General features: G+C 59.7%; 27 protein-coding genes. All 27 read left to right on the top strand.

Features of this window, described 5'->3' with window-relative positions:
• Window positions 1–97 (top strand): elongation factor Tu (locus tag B7Z66_02125; GenBank protein ID OYV78355.1); only part of this gene is annotated, 97 nt, incomplete at its 5' end.
• A 55-nt stretch (window positions 98–152) separates the two neighbouring features.
• On the top strand, window positions 153–467 hold the full coding sequence (locus B7Z66_02120; protein OYV78354.1) for a 30S ribosomal protein S10: 315 nt from the start codon (window positions 153–155) through the stop codon (window positions 465–467).
• A gap of 63 nt (window positions 468–530) precedes the next feature.
• Window positions 531–1,187: a 50S ribosomal protein L3 gene (locus B7Z66_02115; GenBank protein OYV78353.1), complete on the top strand. Its 657-nt coding sequence runs from the start codon at window positions 531–533 to the stop codon at window positions 1,185–1,187.
• Window positions 1,187–1,801, top strand: a complete 615-nt coding sequence (locus B7Z66_02110) for a 50S ribosomal protein L4 (GenBank protein OYV78352.1) — start codon at window positions 1,187–1,189, stop codon at window positions 1,799–1,801. The genes B7Z66_02115 and B7Z66_02110 overlap by 1 nt, the downstream gene beginning before the upstream one ends.
• Window positions 1,798–2,094: a 50S ribosomal protein L23 gene (locus B7Z66_02105; protein OYV78351.1), complete on the top strand. Its 297-nt coding sequence runs from the start codon at window positions 1,798–1,800 to the stop codon at window positions 2,092–2,094. Before B7Z66_02110 ends, B7Z66_02105 begins: the two co-directional genes overlap by 4 nt.
• A 33-nt stretch (window positions 2,095–2,127) precedes the next feature.
• Window positions 2,128–2,949 (top strand): 50S ribosomal protein L2, encoded by an 822-nt coding sequence (locus B7Z66_02100; GenBank protein ID OYV78350.1) that lies wholly within the window; start codon window positions 2,128–2,130, stop codon window positions 2,947–2,949.
• Window positions 2,950–2,977: 28 nt separating this feature from the next.
• The gene (locus B7Z66_02095; protein ID OYV78349.1) at window positions 2,978–3,250 is read left to right on the top strand and encodes a 30S ribosomal protein S19; all 273 of its coding nucleotides are present in this window, start codon (window positions 2,978–2,980) and stop codon (window positions 3,248–3,250) included.
• Between the two features lie 12 nt (window positions 3,251–3,262).
• On the top strand, window positions 3,263–3,595 hold the full coding sequence (locus tag B7Z66_02090; GenBank protein OYV78348.1) for a 50S ribosomal protein L22: 333 nt from the start codon (window positions 3,263–3,265) through the stop codon (window positions 3,593–3,595).
• Window positions 3,596–3,652: 57 nt separating this feature from the next.
• Window positions 3,653–4,330, top strand: a complete 678-nt coding sequence (locus tag B7Z66_02085; protein ID OYV78347.1) for a 30S ribosomal protein S3 — start codon at window positions 3,653–3,655, stop codon at window positions 4,328–4,330.
• Window positions 4,331–4,353: 23 nt separating this feature from the next.
• Window positions 4,354–4,767, top strand: coding sequence for a 50S ribosomal protein L16 (locus B7Z66_02080; GenBank protein ID OYV78346.1), 414 nt, complete (start codon window positions 4,354–4,356; stop codon window positions 4,765–4,767).
• A complete protein-coding gene (locus B7Z66_02075) occupies window positions 4,767–4,970 on the top strand; it encodes a 50S ribosomal protein L29 (protein ID OYV78345.1) in 204 nt (67 codons plus the stop codon). Before B7Z66_02080 ends, B7Z66_02075 begins: the two co-directional genes overlap by 1 nt.
• Window positions 4,967–5,227, top strand: a complete 261-nt coding sequence (locus tag B7Z66_02070) for a 30S ribosomal protein S17 (GenBank protein OYV78344.1) — start codon at window positions 4,967–4,969, stop codon at window positions 5,225–5,227. The genes B7Z66_02075 and B7Z66_02070 overlap by 4 nt, the downstream gene beginning before the upstream one ends.
• A 73-nt stretch (window positions 5,228–5,300) precedes the next feature.
• Window positions 5,301–5,669 (top strand): 50S ribosomal protein L14, encoded by a 369-nt coding sequence (locus tag B7Z66_02065; protein OYV78343.1) that lies wholly within the window; start codon window positions 5,301–5,303, stop codon window positions 5,667–5,669.
• 16 nt (window positions 5,670–5,685) lie between these two features.
• On the top strand, window positions 5,686–6,003 hold the full coding sequence (locus B7Z66_02060; protein OYV78342.1) for a 50S ribosomal protein L24: 318 nt from the start codon (window positions 5,686–5,688) through the stop codon (window positions 6,001–6,003).
• A gap of 15 nt (window positions 6,004–6,018) precedes the next feature.
• Window positions 6,019–6,558 carry a 50S ribosomal protein L5 gene (locus tag B7Z66_02055; protein ID OYV78341.1) on the top strand — a complete coding sequence of 180 codons (540 nt, stop codon included), beginning with the start codon at window positions 6,019–6,021 and terminating at the stop codon, window positions 6,556–6,558.
• Between the two features lie 12 nt (window positions 6,559–6,570).
• Window positions 6,571–6,876 (top strand): 30S ribosomal protein S14, encoded by a 306-nt coding sequence (locus B7Z66_02050; protein ID OYV78340.1) that lies wholly within the window; start codon window positions 6,571–6,573, stop codon window positions 6,874–6,876.
• A gap of 58 nt (window positions 6,877–6,934) precedes the next feature.
• Window positions 6,935–7,330, top strand: a complete 396-nt coding sequence (locus B7Z66_02045; GenBank protein ID OYV78339.1) for a 30S ribosomal protein S8 — start codon at window positions 6,935–6,937, stop codon at window positions 7,328–7,330.
• A gap of 15 nt (window positions 7,331–7,345) precedes the next feature.
• Window positions 7,346–7,879, top strand: a complete 534-nt coding sequence (locus B7Z66_02040) for a 50S ribosomal protein L6 (protein OYV78338.1) — start codon at window positions 7,346–7,348, stop codon at window positions 7,877–7,879.
• 56 nt (window positions 7,880–7,935) lie between these two features.
• The gene (locus B7Z66_02035; GenBank protein ID OYV78411.1) at window positions 7,936–8,298 is read left to right on the top strand and encodes a 50S ribosomal protein L18; all 363 of its coding nucleotides are present in this window, start codon (window positions 7,936–7,938) and stop codon (window positions 8,296–8,298) included.
• A gap of 74 nt (window positions 8,299–8,372) precedes the next feature.
• Window positions 8,373–8,876 (top strand): 30S ribosomal protein S5, encoded by a 504-nt coding sequence (locus B7Z66_02030; protein OYV78337.1) that lies wholly within the window; start codon window positions 8,373–8,375, stop codon window positions 8,874–8,876.
• Between the two features lie 2 nt (window positions 8,877–8,878).
• Window positions 8,879–9,064, top strand: a complete 186-nt coding sequence (locus B7Z66_02025) for a 50S ribosomal protein L30 (protein OYV78336.1) — start codon at window positions 8,879–8,881, stop codon at window positions 9,062–9,064.
• Between the two features lie 2 nt (window positions 9,065–9,066).
• On the top strand, window positions 9,067–9,501 hold the full coding sequence (locus tag B7Z66_02020; GenBank protein ID OYV78335.1) for a 50S ribosomal protein L15: 435 nt from the start codon (window positions 9,067–9,069) through the stop codon (window positions 9,499–9,501).
• Entirely contained in the window at window positions 9,501–10,841 is a 1,341-nt protein-coding gene (locus B7Z66_02015; protein OYV78334.1) for a preprotein translocase subunit SecY, read from the top strand. Before B7Z66_02020 ends, B7Z66_02015 begins: the two co-directional genes overlap by 1 nt.
• Window positions 10,842–10,896: 55 nt before the next feature.
• Complete coding sequence (locus tag B7Z66_02010) at window positions 10,897–11,010, top strand: 50S ribosomal protein L36 (GenBank protein OYV78333.1); 114 nt, start codon at window positions 10,897–10,899, stop codon at window positions 11,008–11,010.
• A gap of 90 nt (window positions 11,011–11,100) precedes the next feature.
• A complete protein-coding gene (locus tag B7Z66_02005) occupies window positions 11,101–11,457 on the top strand; it encodes a 30S ribosomal protein S13 (protein ID OYV78332.1) in 357 nt (118 codons plus the stop codon).
• An 84-nt stretch (window positions 11,458–11,541) separates the two neighbouring features.
• On the top strand, window positions 11,542–11,931 hold the full coding sequence (locus B7Z66_02000; GenBank protein ID OYV78331.1) for a 30S ribosomal protein S11: 390 nt from the start codon (window positions 11,542–11,544) through the stop codon (window positions 11,929–11,931).
• Window positions 11,932–11,945: 14 nt separating this feature from the next.
• Complete coding sequence (locus B7Z66_01995; protein ID OYV78330.1) at window positions 11,946–12,575, top strand: 30S ribosomal protein S4; 630 nt, start codon at window positions 11,946–11,948, stop codon at window positions 12,573–12,575.
• The last annotated feature ends 17 nt before the right edge of the window (window positions 12,576–12,592 follow it).

The raw sequence follows: 12,592 nt of genomic DNA, 5'->3' as shown, positions 1-12,592 counted from the left end.
GATCGGGCCGATTGCGATGGAGGAAGGGGTGCGGTTTGCGATCCGCGAGGGCGGCCGCACGGTGGGCGCCGGGGTCGTGGCCAAGGTGATCGAGTGAACTACCCGATCCGTGCACGGCGGCGTTTTAACCCAGCATCCAAGGCTTTATGACGATGGCGACAAACCAGAGAATCAGGATCCGGCTGAAATCTTTCGATCATAGGCTGATCGATCAGTCGACGCGCGAAATCGTGGAAACGGCACGCCGAACGGGAGCACAGGTTCGGGGGCCTATCCCGCTTCCGACCAAGAAGGAGCGTTGGACCTTGCTGACCTCGCCGCATAAGGACAAGGATGCGCGGGATCAATACGAGATCCGTACCCACAAACGGCTGCTCGACATCGTAGGGCCGACCGACAAGACGGTTGATGCCTTGATGAAGCTCGATCTTGCGGCCGGCGTGGACGTGCAGATCAAACTGAACTAGAGAAGATGCGCGTGGGCGCGAGTTACACGCTCCCTGCGCGGCAACTGGACTACGAGGTTCGAGATGACAATCGGTCTGATAGGTCGGAAGGCTGGAATGACCCGCGTCTTTACGGACGAGGGGGTTTCCGTGCCTGTGACCGTCATCCAAGTGGAGCCTAATCGGGTTACGCAGATCAAGACGCCGGAGGTCGATGGCTACCGCGCGGTGCAGGTGACTACGGGGACACGGCGACCGTCCCGGGTTACCAAGCCCATCGCCGGTCACTTGGCCAAGGCGGGAGTAGAGGCGGGCCGCGGGTTTTGGGAGTTCCGGCTTGAGGAAGGCGAGGGCCAGGAGTTGGCGGCCGGCACGGAGTTAAAGGTCGACGTATTCCAGGCGGGTCAACGGGTGGATGTGGTTGGAACGTCCATCGGCAAGGGCTTTGCCGGCACGGTAAAACGCCACCATTTCGCCATGAAGGACGCCACCCATGGCAACTCCCTGTCGCACCGTACTCCCGGTTCCATCGGGCAGCGTCAGACGCCGGGGCGCGTCTTCAAGGGTAAGCGCATGTCCGGGCATCTGGGCAACGTGCGCCGCTCCATGCAGAACCTTGAAGTCGTCCGTGTGGATGCCGAGCGCAATCTTCTGTTGGTCAAGGGCGCCGTTCCCGGTGCACGGGGCGGCGACCTGATGGTTTGCCCGGCGGTGAAACAGCGTGGGAAGGAGAAAGGGTGATGAATCTTGCCGTCCACGATTCCGCCAAGGGTGCCAAGCTGGAGGTATCCGAGAGCGCGTTTGGCAGCCCGTTCAACGAGCCGTTGATACACCAAGTCGTGGTGGCTTATCTCGCGGGCGCCCGGTCAGGGACAGCCGCGCAAAAGAACCGATCCGACGTCAGCGGTGGCGGCGCGAAGCCTTGGCGGCAGAAGGGCACCGGGCGCGCCCGGGCTGGTACCACACGCAGCCCACTATGGCGCGGTGGTGGCGCCACCTTCGCGGCCAGACCGCGCGACTATGGCCAAAAGGTCAACCGCAAGATGTACCGGACGGCCATGCGTTCCATCCTTTCGGAACTGGTGCGTCAGGAGCGGCTGGTAGTAGTGGAGGATCTCGGCATAACGCAACCCAAAACGCGGGACCTGCGGGCGCGTTTGCAGACTCTGGGACTTGTCGGCAGCATCCTGGTAGTGGCCGAAGAGGTGGATGGGAACATCTACCTAGCGGCCCGCAATCTGCCCCATGTGGAGGTTATCGACGTCGCTGGCGTTGATCCGGCAAGCTTGGTGGGCTTCGATCATGTGCTGACCACCGTGGCCGCGGTACGCCGTCTGGAGGAGTGGCTGGCATGAGTGCGGAACGTTTGATGAAGGTGCTGCTCGCCCCAGTGGTCTCAGAAAAGGCCAGCCGGCTCTCGGATCGCCACCGCCAGTTTGTGTTCCAGGTGGTTACCGACGCAACCAAGCCTGAGGTCAAACAGGCCGTTGAACTGATGTTCCAGGTGAAGGTGAGTGGCGTGCAGATCGCTAACGTCCAGGGTAAGGCCAAGCGGTCCGGTCAGCGCACGGGGCGGCGTTCCAACTGGAAGAAGGCGTACGTGACGCTGGAACCCGGCCATGACATTGATTTCATGGAAGCCCGGTAAACGGCGTGACGGATACGGAGTAAGGGGATCGAGATGGCAGTCGTCAAGGTAAAACCAACCTCGCCGGGTCGCCGCTTTGTGGTCAAAGTGGTGGGGGTCGAGCTGTGGAGGGGTGAACCCCACGCGCCGCTGGTTGGCAAGAAGCTACGCACTGGCGGGCGCAATAATCAAGGCCGTATCACCACGCGTCATCAGGGTGGGGGGCACAAGCAGCGCTACCGGATCGTCGATTTTAAGCGGGACAAGGATGGTATTCCCGCTCGGGTTGAGCGCATCGAATACGATCCCAACCGGAGCGCGCATATCGCGCTGGTACTGTATCGGGATGGAGAGCGACGTTATATCATTGCTGCGAAGGGAATGACCCCTGGAATGGAGGTCGTCTCCGGGCCCGATGCGCCGATCAAGACCGCGAACAGCCTGCCCTTGAGAAATATCCCGCTCGGTACCCAGGTCCATTGCATCGAGCTCAAGCCCGGCAAGGGCGCGCAGATCGCGCGTAGCGCGGGGACTTCGGTTCAGCTCATGGCACGTGAAGGTGGGCACTGTACGCTGCGTTTGCGGTCCGGTGAGATGCGGAAAGTCATGGTTGAGTGTCGTGCCACCATTGGTGAAGTGAGCAATGGCGAACACAATCTGCGCTCCCTCGGCAAGGCTGGAGCAAAGCGCTGGCGTGGTATCCGGCCTACGGTGCGCGGTGTCGCCATGAATCCGGTGGACCATCCGCACGGCGGTGGCGAGGGCCGGACTTCCGGCGGCCGCCATCCGGTCTCGCCATGGGGCATGCCCACCAAGGGTTACAAGACCCGGTACAACAAGCGGACAGACAATATGATTGTCCGCAGGCGCAAATAGTAACCATCAAGGTTAGAGGAATAGATCCGTGCCCCGTTCGGTAAAGAAGGGACCCTTTGTGGACCTCCACCTTGTGAAGAAGGTGGATGAAGCCCGTGCCACGAGCAGCAAGAGACCGATCAAGACCTGGTCGAGGCGCTCGATGATTTTGCCCGACATGGTTGGGTTGACGATCGCTGTTCACAATGGTCGGCAGCATGTGCCGATCCTGGTCAACGAGAACATGGTGGGCCATAAGCTGGGCGAGTTCGCGGTGACCCGGACGTTCAAGGGGCATACGGGAAACCGTAAGGCCAAGTAGCGGGATACAATGATGCGAGTAGAAGCGAAACTGCGTTACGTGCGGATTTCCGCGCAAAAGTGCCGCTTGGTGGCGGATCAGATCCGTGGCCTTCCGGTGGACCGTGCCTTGAATACCTTGGGCTTCAGTCCCAAAAAGGCAGCACGTCTGGTACGGAAGGTCCTGGAATCGGCGATCGCCAACGCGGAGCACAATGAAGGCGCGGACGTCGACGAACTGAAGGTGGCCGCGATCTGGGTGGATGAAGGTCCCACCCAGAACCGCTGGCAAGCACGTGCCAAAGGGCGTGCCACGGGAATCGAGAAACGGACCAGTCATATTACCGTGACAGTGGGCGACAGCTGATCCGCATGACTAGCGGGCGCGTTTTGGGCGCCCATCGACAAAGGTAGAGCAGGCGAAATGGGCCAGAAAGTACATCCAACCGGGTTCCGGCTCGGGATCGTGAAGGACTGGACGTCCAGATGGTATTCGGACACAAAGCATTTTGCCGAGTTTCTGAATACCGACCTTAAGGTACGCGGCTTCCTCAAGAAGAAGCTGGCGCACGCATCCGTCGGCCGGATCCAGATCGATCGCCCAGCGCGTAACGCGTTCATCACTATCCACACCGCGCGACCCGGTATTGTGATCGGGAAGAAGGGGGAGGATATAGAAGCGCTGCGTAAAGAGTTGGCGACGATGATGGGTATACCCGTCAACGTGAACGTCGAGGAGATTCGCAAGCCCGAGCTGGATGCCCAACTCGTTGCCGAAAGTGTCGCCCAGCAGTTGGAGCGCCGCATCATGTTCCGGCGTGCCATGCGGCGCGCGGTGACCAACACGATGCGTCTTGGTGCGGAGGGTATCCGGATCAACGTGGCGGGCCGACTTAACGGTGCTGAAATCGCCCGCCGTGAGTGGTATCGAGAAGGCCGTGTGCCGCTCCATACCTTGCGGGCGGATATCGACTACGGGTTAGCGGAAGCACACACCACCTACGGTGTTATCGGTGTCAAGGTGTGGATATTCAAGGGCGAGATCCTCGAGTACGGCAAACAGGGCGATGAAGCGGCAACCGAAAAGGCTACCGCGAGCTGAATTGAAACTGGAGTACGGGCGAGATGCTGCAACCCAAGCGTACGAAGTTCCGTAAGCAAAGCAAAGGCCGTAATCGCGGGGTTGCGACCACCGGGAATAAGGTCAGCTTTGGCGAGTACGGCCTCAAGGCGGTGAGCCGTGGTCGGCTTACGGCCCGTCAGATCGAGGCGGCTCGCCGGGCCATTACGCGTCATGTAAAACGCGGTGGCAAGGTATGGATCCGCGTATTCCCGGACCTGCCGGTGAGCCGTAAGCCTCTGGAGGTGCGAATGGGCAACGGAAAGGGTAATGTCGAATATTGGGTGGCCAGGATACAGCCGGGTCGGCTGCTCTATGAGATGGAAGGCGTCACCGAGGACGAGGCCCGTGAGGCGTTTCGCCTTGCCGCCGCCAAGCTGCCGGTTCAGACAGCGTTTGTGATTCGTACGGTGCTGTGATGGAAGCGAACGATCTGCGTACCAAGGGCAGGAAAGAGCTCAGAGACGAGTTGCTAGGGTTGCTGCGTGAGCAGTTCAACCTACGCATGCAAAAGGCCACGGGGCAGCTGTCGAAAAACGACAGACTGCGCAAGGTGCGGCGTGACATCGCGCGCATCCACACCGTGCTGAATGAACATCCGATGGTGGGTGACCAAGCATGAGCGAGGAAGTAAAGTCCACAGGTGCGGTCACCGGTCGGGTGAAGAGCAGCAAAATGAATAAGACCGTTACCGTGGTGGTTGACCGGATGGTCCCGCATCCTGTTTATGGAAAGTACGTACGACTCTCCACCAAGCTCCATGCGCACGACGAGAACAACGAATGTCATGAGGGTGACGTGGTGATGATCGAACAGTGCCGTCCACTGTCGAAGACCAAGGCGTGGCGGCTGGTGAAGGTCCTGCGCCGGGCGCAGTAGTGGCCTAGAGCCCGGCCCACGCGCAACTTTTGCGCGTGGGCCGGACGCAATAATCGCGAGTTGGTGCACGATCATGATTCAGATGCAGACGATATTGAATGTGGCGGACAACAGTGGCGCCCGCCAGGTTATGTGCATCAAGGTCCTTGGCGGATCCAAGCGTCGCTATGCGCGGATCGGCGACATTATCAAGGTCAGCGTGAAGGACGCTATCCCCCGTGGGAAGGTCAAGAAAGGAGAGGTGTACAGCGCGGTGGTCGTGCGCACCCGCAAGGGTGTGCGCCGGGCCGATGGTTCCCTGATCCGGTTCGATACCAACGCGGCCGTGCTCCTGACAAACCAGCTCCAGCCTATCGGGACCCGCATATTCGGGCCCGTAACCCGGGAGCTGCGCACGGAGCGGTTCATGAAAATTATTTCGCTTGCACCGGAAGTGCTGTAGATCTGGAGAACGGGCTATGCGCAAAATCAAGAAGGGCGATGAAGTCATTGTGACCGCGGGTAAGAGCCGTGGTCACCGCGGGACCGTGCTTCGGGTTCTTCCGGAAGGGCAGGTCGTAGTGGAAAACGCCAACATCATAAAGAAGCACCAGAAGCCTAATCCGCAAAGCGGCACGAACGGCGGGATCATTGAGCGGGAGGCACCCCTCAATATCTCAAATGTAATGCTCTTTAATCCGGTGACCAAAAAGGGTGATCGGGTCGGCATACGAGCCCTGGAAGACGGGCGCAAGGTGCGTTATTTCAAGTCCAACAACGAAGTTGTGGACCTGTAAGGGTCGGTGGGCGGCATGAGCAGACTGCAGGATTACTACCGCAATACCGTCGTTCCGCAACTTACGGAACGTTTCGGCTTCACGAATGCCATGGAGGTCCCACGGATCACCAAGGTAACGTTGAACATGGGTGTCGGCGAAGCGGTGGGCGATCGCAAGCTGGTTGAGAACGCGAGTGCGGATCTTGCCCTGATCTCCGGTCAGAAGCCGATCGTGACGCGGGCACGTAAATCCATCGCCGGATTTAAGCTGCGTGAGGGTTGGCCGGTTGGCGTCAAGGTGACCCTGCGCCGGGACCGCATGTACGAGTTTCTCGATCGTTTGGTGAATGTCGCGATTCCGCGCATCCGGGATTTCCGCGGCTTCAGCGCAAAGGCCTTTGATGGCCGCGGGAACTACAGCCTGGGTATACGGGAGCAGATTATTTTCCCGGAAATTCAGTATGAAAAGATTGACGCCATGCGGGGCCTCGACATTACGGTGACGACGACTGCCCGTACCGATGAAGAGGGTCAGGCACTGCTAGCGGCGTTCCACTTTCCGTTCCGGAATTGAGAGTTAGAACCTATGGCTAAGACCTCAGTAGTAGGGCGTGATACGAAACGGAAGCGGATTGTGAAGCGCTATGCCCAGAAGCGCGCTACGCTTAAAGAGACCCTTCGCGATCCCGGCGTGAGCGAGGAGGAGAAACAAGTTGCGCGGATTAAGCTTCAACAGCTGCCGCGGGATGCAAGCCCGGTGCGCTTGCGTAACCGGTGCAGCTTGACCGGTCGGCCGCACGGTTACTACCGGAAATTCGGTCTCGGCAGGAACAAATTGCGGGAAGCCGCCATGCGTGGTGACATCCCAGGATTGGTGAAGTCGAGTTGGTGACGGTGACTAGTTTGCACCTAACCGTGCTGGACTTCCCCCATATATCAGGTACGCAACGATGACGATGACCGACCCGATTGCTGATATGTTGACCCGCATCCGGAATGGACAGTCCGCCGGAAAGAAGGAAGTGCGTATGCCGTTTTCCACGGTCAAAGCGGCGATCGCCGATGTGCTGAAGGACGAAGGGTATATCGCCGGTTATACGAGGCAGGAAGAGAACGGGAAACCCACGCTTACAGTGGTCCTCAAGTATTACATGGGCCGGCCGGTGATCGAGTCGATTGATCGAGTGAGTCGACCGGGACTGCGCATTTACAAGGGGAAGGGCGATCTTCCCAGGGTGCGCGCGGGACTTGGGATCGCCATTGTATCGACTCCGCAGGGGGTCATGAGCGACCGCGCTGCTCGTGCCGCTGGGCACGGGGGCGAGGTCTTGTGTGTAGTGGCTTGATGCAGAGATCCTTCGATGTCTAGAGTTGCCGATAAACCTGTTCCTGTGCCGTCCGGTGTCAACGTTTCGCTGGCGGGTCGATGCGTGTCCATCAAGGGCCCCAAGGGGCTCCTGGAGCTCGTGTTGCACGAAGCCGTCTCTATCAGCCACGAGGAAAACGAGTTGCGGCTGGCGGCGAAGAAGGGGTATGACAACTCCGATGCGTTGGCGGGGACCATGCGCGCCTTGGTCAGCAATATGGTGACCGGGGTCAGGCTTGGGTTCGAGAAAAAGCTGGCGTTGGAAGGGGTTGGGTACCGCGCTCAGGCGCAGGGCAAAATTTTAAACCTGACGCTTGGATTCTCCCATCCGGTAAATTTACCGATACCAGACGGCATCAGTATCGACACACCGAGCCAGACTGAGATTGTGATCAAGGGTATCGATAAGCAGAAGGTAGGCGCGGTGGCCGCGAAGATCCGTTCATTGCGTCCCCCAGAGCCTTACAAGGGGAAAGGTGTGCGGTATGTGGGCGAAGTGATCGTCCGCAAAGAAGGAAAGAAGAAGTAAGCCTGCGGCCGATGGCCGAGCCCAGTAATACTGGTTGGAGCGGTACGATGGTCGGAATGGTAGTGGCGGATAAGAAGGTCGGACGTCAACGTCGTGCGCGGCGCACGCGGGCGAAGCTTCGCGAGCTCGGTATGCATCGGTTGTGCGTGCATCGCACGCCGCGCCATATCTACGCGCAGGTGTTCACGCCGGATGGCTCAGAAGTGCTGGTTAGCGCTTCCACCTTGGAAAAGGCGGTCCGTGAGTCCTTGACATCTACTGGGAACGTGGCCGCGGCAAGCGCGGTGGGCAAAGCGATCGCAGAAAAGGCCAAGGCGGCCGGGATCACTCGGGTTGCCTTCGACCGCGCCGGATTTCGTTACCACGGCCGGGTAAAGGCCTTGGCGGATGCGGCACGTGAGGGTGGTCTCGAGTTCTAGCATTTACAGGACAGGATACGGGCGCCGGTAACGGCGGTTTATCGAGCTGGTTATCGAAGAGAAGGCGGGCTGTAATGGCAAATCGCGAAACGCACGGTGGCGACGATCTGCTCGAGAAGCTGATCGTGGTGAACCGCGTAGCCAAAGTCGTGAAGGGCGGCCGGCAGTTTGGTTTTTCCGCTCTGAGCGTGGTGGGCGACGGGAACGGCAAGGTTGGTTTCGGCCATGGTAAGGCTCGCGAGGTGCCGATGGCGATTCAGAAAGCAATGGAGGGCGCACGCAAGAACATGCGCAGTATTCCTTTGAACGGGAGTACGCTGCATTATCCGGTCAACGCCCGTCATGGAGCCGCCCGGGTGCATATGCAGCCCGCATCCGAGGGCACCGGCATCATTGCAGGCGGCGCGATGCGCGCAGTCCTGGAAGTCCTCGGGGTTCGAGACGTTCTGGCCAAGAGCTTCGGTTCACGCAATCCATTCAACGTGGTGCGTGCCACTATCCGCGGTTTGACGCAGACGTTTTCGCCGGAAGACATCGCTGCGAAGCGCGGCAAGACGATCGAGGAAATCCGGGGGTAGTCATGGCGGAGAAGCAGATCAGAGTCACGTTGTTGCGTAGCCTATACGGTCGCCTTCCGGGCCATCGGGAGTCCGCCCATGGCATTGGATTGCGGCGCAGGCACCAGAGCGTGACCATCAAGGACACCCCGGAGAACCGTGGGATGATTAATAAGGTGTCGTACCTCCTGAAGGTCGAGGAAGCCTGACCATGCGCCTAAACGACATCAAGCCCGCAGCGGGCAGCAAGACGCCCCGGAAGCGGGTCGGACGTGGCATCGGTTCGGGTCTGGGCAAAACCGCAGGGCTCGGACATAAGGGCCAGAAAGCGCGTGCCGGGGGTTTCCACAAGGTGGGGTTCGAGGGTGGCCAGATGCCGCTTCAACGCCGCTTGCCCAAGGTCGGCTTTACCTCGCGCACCGCTGCGCGGGTAGCCGAAGTTCGTTTGCATGAGCTCGCCAAGGTGGACGGCGATGTGGTGGACTTGGCAGCCTTGAAGGCCGCCAATGTGCTTGCGCGCACCGTACTCCGCGCCAAGGTGATCGCCAGCGGGGAACTCAGCAAGGCGCTGACGGTGCGGGGCCTGAGGGTGACGAAGGGAGCGCGCGCCGCAATCGAGGCAGCAGGCGGTCGGATCGAGGACTAGTGGCTACTTCCCGTACCAGCATCGGCGGTGCCCTTGGCGATATCACCCGTCTGACGGAGTTGCGTCAGCGCCTGCTGTTTGTTCTGGGCGCCTTGGTGGTATTCCGGATCGGATCTTTTATCCCGGTACCGGGGATAGACCCCGCGGCGCTGGCGCATCTGTTTGACCAGCAGAAGGGCACTATCCTGGACATGTTTAACATGTTTTCCGGTGGGGCCCTGAAGCGGCTGAGTATTCTTGCGCTGGGGGTTATGCCCTATATTTCGGCCTCCATTATTCTGCAGCTGATGACCTCGGTAGTCCCGGCGTTGGAGCAGTTGAAGAAAGAGGGCGAGGCGGGCCGGCGCAAGATTACCCAGTACACCCGCTACGGCACGGTGGGCCTGGCCGCATTTCAGGCGGTGGGTGCCGCAATCGCCTTGCAGAACCAGGGCGTGGTGGTGGCGCCCGGCCCCAGTTTCGTGATTACCGCGGCCACGACCCTGGTGGGGGGGACGGTGTTCCTCATGTGGCTCGGCGAGCAGATCACTGAGCGCGGGATCGGCAACGGAATATCCTTGATTATTTTCGCCGGTATCGTCGCCGGTCTTCCATCGGCGATCGGTGGGACTCTGGAGCTGGTGCGTACCGGCGAGATGAATGTTTTCGGCGTGCTGTTGTTGTTCGGTTTGGCGATAGTGGTAACCGGTTTTGTGATCTTCGTGGAGCGCGGGCAACGCCGTATCCCGGTCAACTATGCGCGGCGCCAACAGGGACGGAAGCTCTATGCCGCGCAGAGTAGTCATCTGCCATTAAAGTTGAACATGTCGGGCGTGATCCCGCCGATCTTTGCGTCAAGCCTGATTCTATTTCCAGCGACCCTGGGAAGTTGGTTTGGGCACGCGCAAGGCATGGCTTGGTTACAGAATTTCACGTCCTTGCTGAGTCCGGGGCAGCCGATTTATGTGGCACTCTATTCGCTGCTGATCGTGTTTTTCTGCTTTTTTTATACCGCCCTGGTGTTCAATTCCAAGGAGACGGCGGATAATCTGAAGAAATCCGGGGCTTTTATCCCGGGAATCCGACCCGGCGATCAGACTGCGCGTTACATCGATTCGGTGCTGACCCGTCTTACCCTGGCCGGCGCCATCTATATCACCGGCGTGTGCTTATTGCCGGAATTTCTGATCGTTTACTGGAACGTGCCGTTCTATTTCGGCGGGACGTCGCTGTTGATCATCGTGGTGGTGTTGATGGATTTCATGGCACAGCTTCAAGCGCACATGATGTCCCACCAATACGAAAGTCTGTTGAAGAAGTCGAACCTGAAGGGCCACGGCCGGGCCGGCGCGCTGCGCTGAGCCCCTGGATACCACGCCCCGCTGCGGATCAGGCGCCGGGACACGGGAGAGGAACATGAAAGTACGTGCGTCGGTAAAGAAATTGTGCCGCAACTGCAAGGTCATCCGCCGCCGCGGCGCGGTGCGGGTGATTTGCACCAATGCTCGACACAAGCAACGCCAGGGTTGAGGAAAGCACGGATTGATTTTGTGAGTCCCTAGGGATATCATAAACGGTTCGCAATCTTATTAGTCCATGATTTTGTAGGGAAATTAGCTTATGGCCCGTATTGCAGGTGTCAACATCCCGGTGCAGAAGCATACGGTGATCGCGCTCACGTCGATTTATGGTGTCGGGCGTGAACTCGCGCGCAGGATCTGCGCGGCCGCCGGTGTGCAGCCCGACCGGAAGGTCAAGGATCTCACCGAGGGTGAATTGGATGCCCTGCGTGCGGAGATCGGCAAGCAGCGTGTGGAAGGCGACTTGCGGCGGGAAGTTTCCATGAACATCAAACGTTTGATGGATCTTGGCTGCTACCGTGGGGTGCGGCATCGGCGTTCGCTGCCGCTTCGTGGCCAGCGCACGCGCACCAACGCCCGGACCCGTAAGGGACCCCGGCGCGCCATCCGCAAGTAGCGTCGTCGCGGTTTGCGCAGTCGCAGGCGCGGATAGGATTGGATTGGCCACGTCCCCGTGGCGTGGAACTGAGGAACTCAAGGCATGGCGAAGGCGAGTCCGCGTACGCGGAAGAAAATCAAAAGGAACGTAGTGGATGCAGTGGTACACATCCATGCATCCTTCAATAACACGATCATCACCATTAGCGATCGGCAAGGGAACACCCTGGCCTGGGCGACCTCCGGAGGGTCAGGTTTCCGGGGGTCCCGCAAGAGCACGCCGTTCGCCGCGCAGGTTGCCGCCGGGCGGGTCGGTGCGGTGGTTCAGGAGTTTGGCGTAAAGAACCTGGAAGTGTGGGTAAAGGGACCGGGGCCCGGGCGCGAGTCCGCGGTACGAGCCCTGCATTCCGCCGGTTTCCGGATCAGCAGTATCAGCGACGTGACGCCGATCCCGCACAATGGGTGTCGTCCGCCGAAGAAGCGTCGTGTTTAGAGCGGGGAGTTGCCGTGGCTAGAAATATCGGACCAAGATGCCGTCAGTGCCGCCGTGAAGGGGTCAAGCTGTTTCTCAAGGGCGAAAAGTGCTACACGAGCAAGTGCGCGATCGAGACTCGCCCCTTTCCTCCGGGTCAGCACGGCCAGCGCCGCCGGTCGCGACTCTCTGATTATGCGACCCAGCTGCGTGAGAAGCAGAAGTTGCGGCGTACCTATGGAGTCCTGGAGCGCCAATTCCACAACTATTACGCGGCGGCATCGCAGCGTAAGGGTTCTACCGGTGAGAACCTGTTGCAGGCGCTGGAAGGCCGCCTCGACAATGTGGTGTACCGCATGGGCTTTGCGGCGTCCCGTACCGAGGCACGCCAGCTGGTGCGTCACAACGGAATTTCCGTGAACGGGGTCCGGGTCAACATCCCGTCATACCAGGTCCAGCCTAAGGATGTGGTGGCGGTCAATGAAAAGACCCGGTCTCAGTTGCGGATCCAAGCGGCGCTGGATGTTGCGCAGCAGCGTGGATTTCCCGGGTGGATAGAGGTTGACGCGAAGAAAATGGAAGGGGTATTCAAGGCTCGCCCGGAGCGTAGCGATCTTCCGGCCGACATCAACGAACATCTGGTCGTTGAGTTGTACTCCAAGTAAACGGACCGCGAGGGGCT

The sequence above is a fragment of the Chromatiales bacterium 21-64-14 genome (genome assembly GCA_002255365.1).
In the GTDB taxonomy this organism is placed as follows: domain Bacteria; phylum Pseudomonadota; class Gammaproteobacteria; order 21-64-14; family 21-64-14; genus 21-64-14.
The sequence above is the reverse complement of the archived record's forward strand: the minus strand, read 5'-3'. Positions and strand labels throughout refer to the sequence as shown.

What these genes read in the sequence shown, in the direction of transcription:
- B7Z66_02120 (OYV78354.1), top strand. Translation starts at nt 153, where the DNA reads ATGGCGACAAACCAGAGAATCAGGATCCGGCTGAAATCTTTCGATCAT.
- B7Z66_02115 (OYV78353.1), top strand. Translation starts at nt 531, where the DNA reads ATGACAATCGGTCTGATAGGTCGGAAGGCTGGAATGACCCGCGTCTTT.
- B7Z66_02110 (OYV78352.1), top strand. Translation starts at nt 1,187, where the DNA reads ATGAATCTTGCCGTCCACGATTCCGCCAAGGGTGCCAAGCTGGAGGTA.
- B7Z66_02105 (OYV78351.1), top strand. Translation starts at nt 1,798, where the DNA reads ATGAGTGCGGAACGTTTGATGAAGGTGCTGCTCGCCCCAGTGGTCTCA.
- B7Z66_02100 (OYV78350.1), top strand. Translation starts at nt 2,128, where the DNA reads ATGGCAGTCGTCAAGGTAAAACCAACCTCGCCGGGTCGCCGCTTTGTG.
- B7Z66_02090 (OYV78348.1), top strand. Translation starts at nt 3,263, where the DNA reads ATGCGAGTAGAAGCGAAACTGCGTTACGTGCGGATTTCCGCGCAAAAG.
- B7Z66_02085 (OYV78347.1), top strand. Translation starts at nt 3,653, where the DNA reads ATGGGCCAGAAAGTACATCCAACCGGGTTCCGGCTCGGGATCGTGAAG.
- B7Z66_02080 (OYV78346.1), top strand. Translation starts at nt 4,354, where the DNA reads ATGCTGCAACCCAAGCGTACGAAGTTCCGTAAGCAAAGCAAAGGCCGT.
- B7Z66_02075 (OYV78345.1), top strand. Translation starts at nt 4,767, where the DNA reads ATGGAAGCGAACGATCTGCGTACCAAGGGCAGGAAAGAGCTCAGAGAC.
- B7Z66_02070 (OYV78344.1), top strand. Translation starts at nt 4,967, where the DNA reads ATGAGCGAGGAAGTAAAGTCCACAGGTGCGGTCACCGGTCGGGTGAAG.
- B7Z66_02065 (OYV78343.1), top strand. Translation starts at nt 5,301, where the DNA reads ATGATTCAGATGCAGACGATATTGAATGTGGCGGACAACAGTGGCGCC.
- B7Z66_02060 (OYV78342.1), top strand. Translation starts at nt 5,686, where the DNA reads ATGCGCAAAATCAAGAAGGGCGATGAAGTCATTGTGACCGCGGGTAAG.
- B7Z66_02055 (OYV78341.1), top strand. Translation starts at nt 6,019, where the DNA reads ATGAGCAGACTGCAGGATTACTACCGCAATACCGTCGTTCCGCAACTT.
- B7Z66_02050 (OYV78340.1), top strand. Translation starts at nt 6,571, where the DNA reads ATGGCTAAGACCTCAGTAGTAGGGCGTGATACGAAACGGAAGCGGATT.
- B7Z66_02045 (OYV78339.1), top strand. Translation starts at nt 6,935, where the DNA reads ATGACGATGACCGACCCGATTGCTGATATGTTGACCCGCATCCGGAAT.
- B7Z66_02040 (OYV78338.1), top strand. Translation starts at nt 7,346, where the DNA reads ATGTCTAGAGTTGCCGATAAACCTGTTCCTGTGCCGTCCGGTGTCAAC.
- B7Z66_02035 (OYV78411.1), top strand. Translation starts at nt 7,936, where the DNA reads ATGGTAGTGGCGGATAAGAAGGTCGGACGTCAACGTCGTGCGCGGCGC.
- B7Z66_02030 (OYV78337.1), top strand. Translation starts at nt 8,373, where the DNA reads ATGGCAAATCGCGAAACGCACGGTGGCGACGATCTGCTCGAGAAGCTG.
- B7Z66_02025 (OYV78336.1), top strand. Translation starts at nt 8,879, where the DNA reads ATGGCGGAGAAGCAGATCAGAGTCACGTTGTTGCGTAGCCTATACGGT.
- B7Z66_02020 (OYV78335.1), top strand. Translation starts at nt 9,067, where the DNA reads ATGCGCCTAAACGACATCAAGCCCGCAGCGGGCAGCAAGACGCCCCGG.
- B7Z66_02010 (OYV78333.1), top strand. Translation starts at nt 10,897, where the DNA reads ATGAAAGTACGTGCGTCGGTAAAGAAATTGTGCCGCAACTGCAAGGTC.
- B7Z66_02005 (OYV78332.1), top strand. Translation starts at nt 11,101, where the DNA reads ATGGCCCGTATTGCAGGTGTCAACATCCCGGTGCAGAAGCATACGGTG.
- B7Z66_02000 (OYV78331.1), top strand. Translation starts at nt 11,542, where the DNA reads ATGGCGAAGGCGAGTCCGCGTACGCGGAAGAAAATCAAAAGGAACGTA.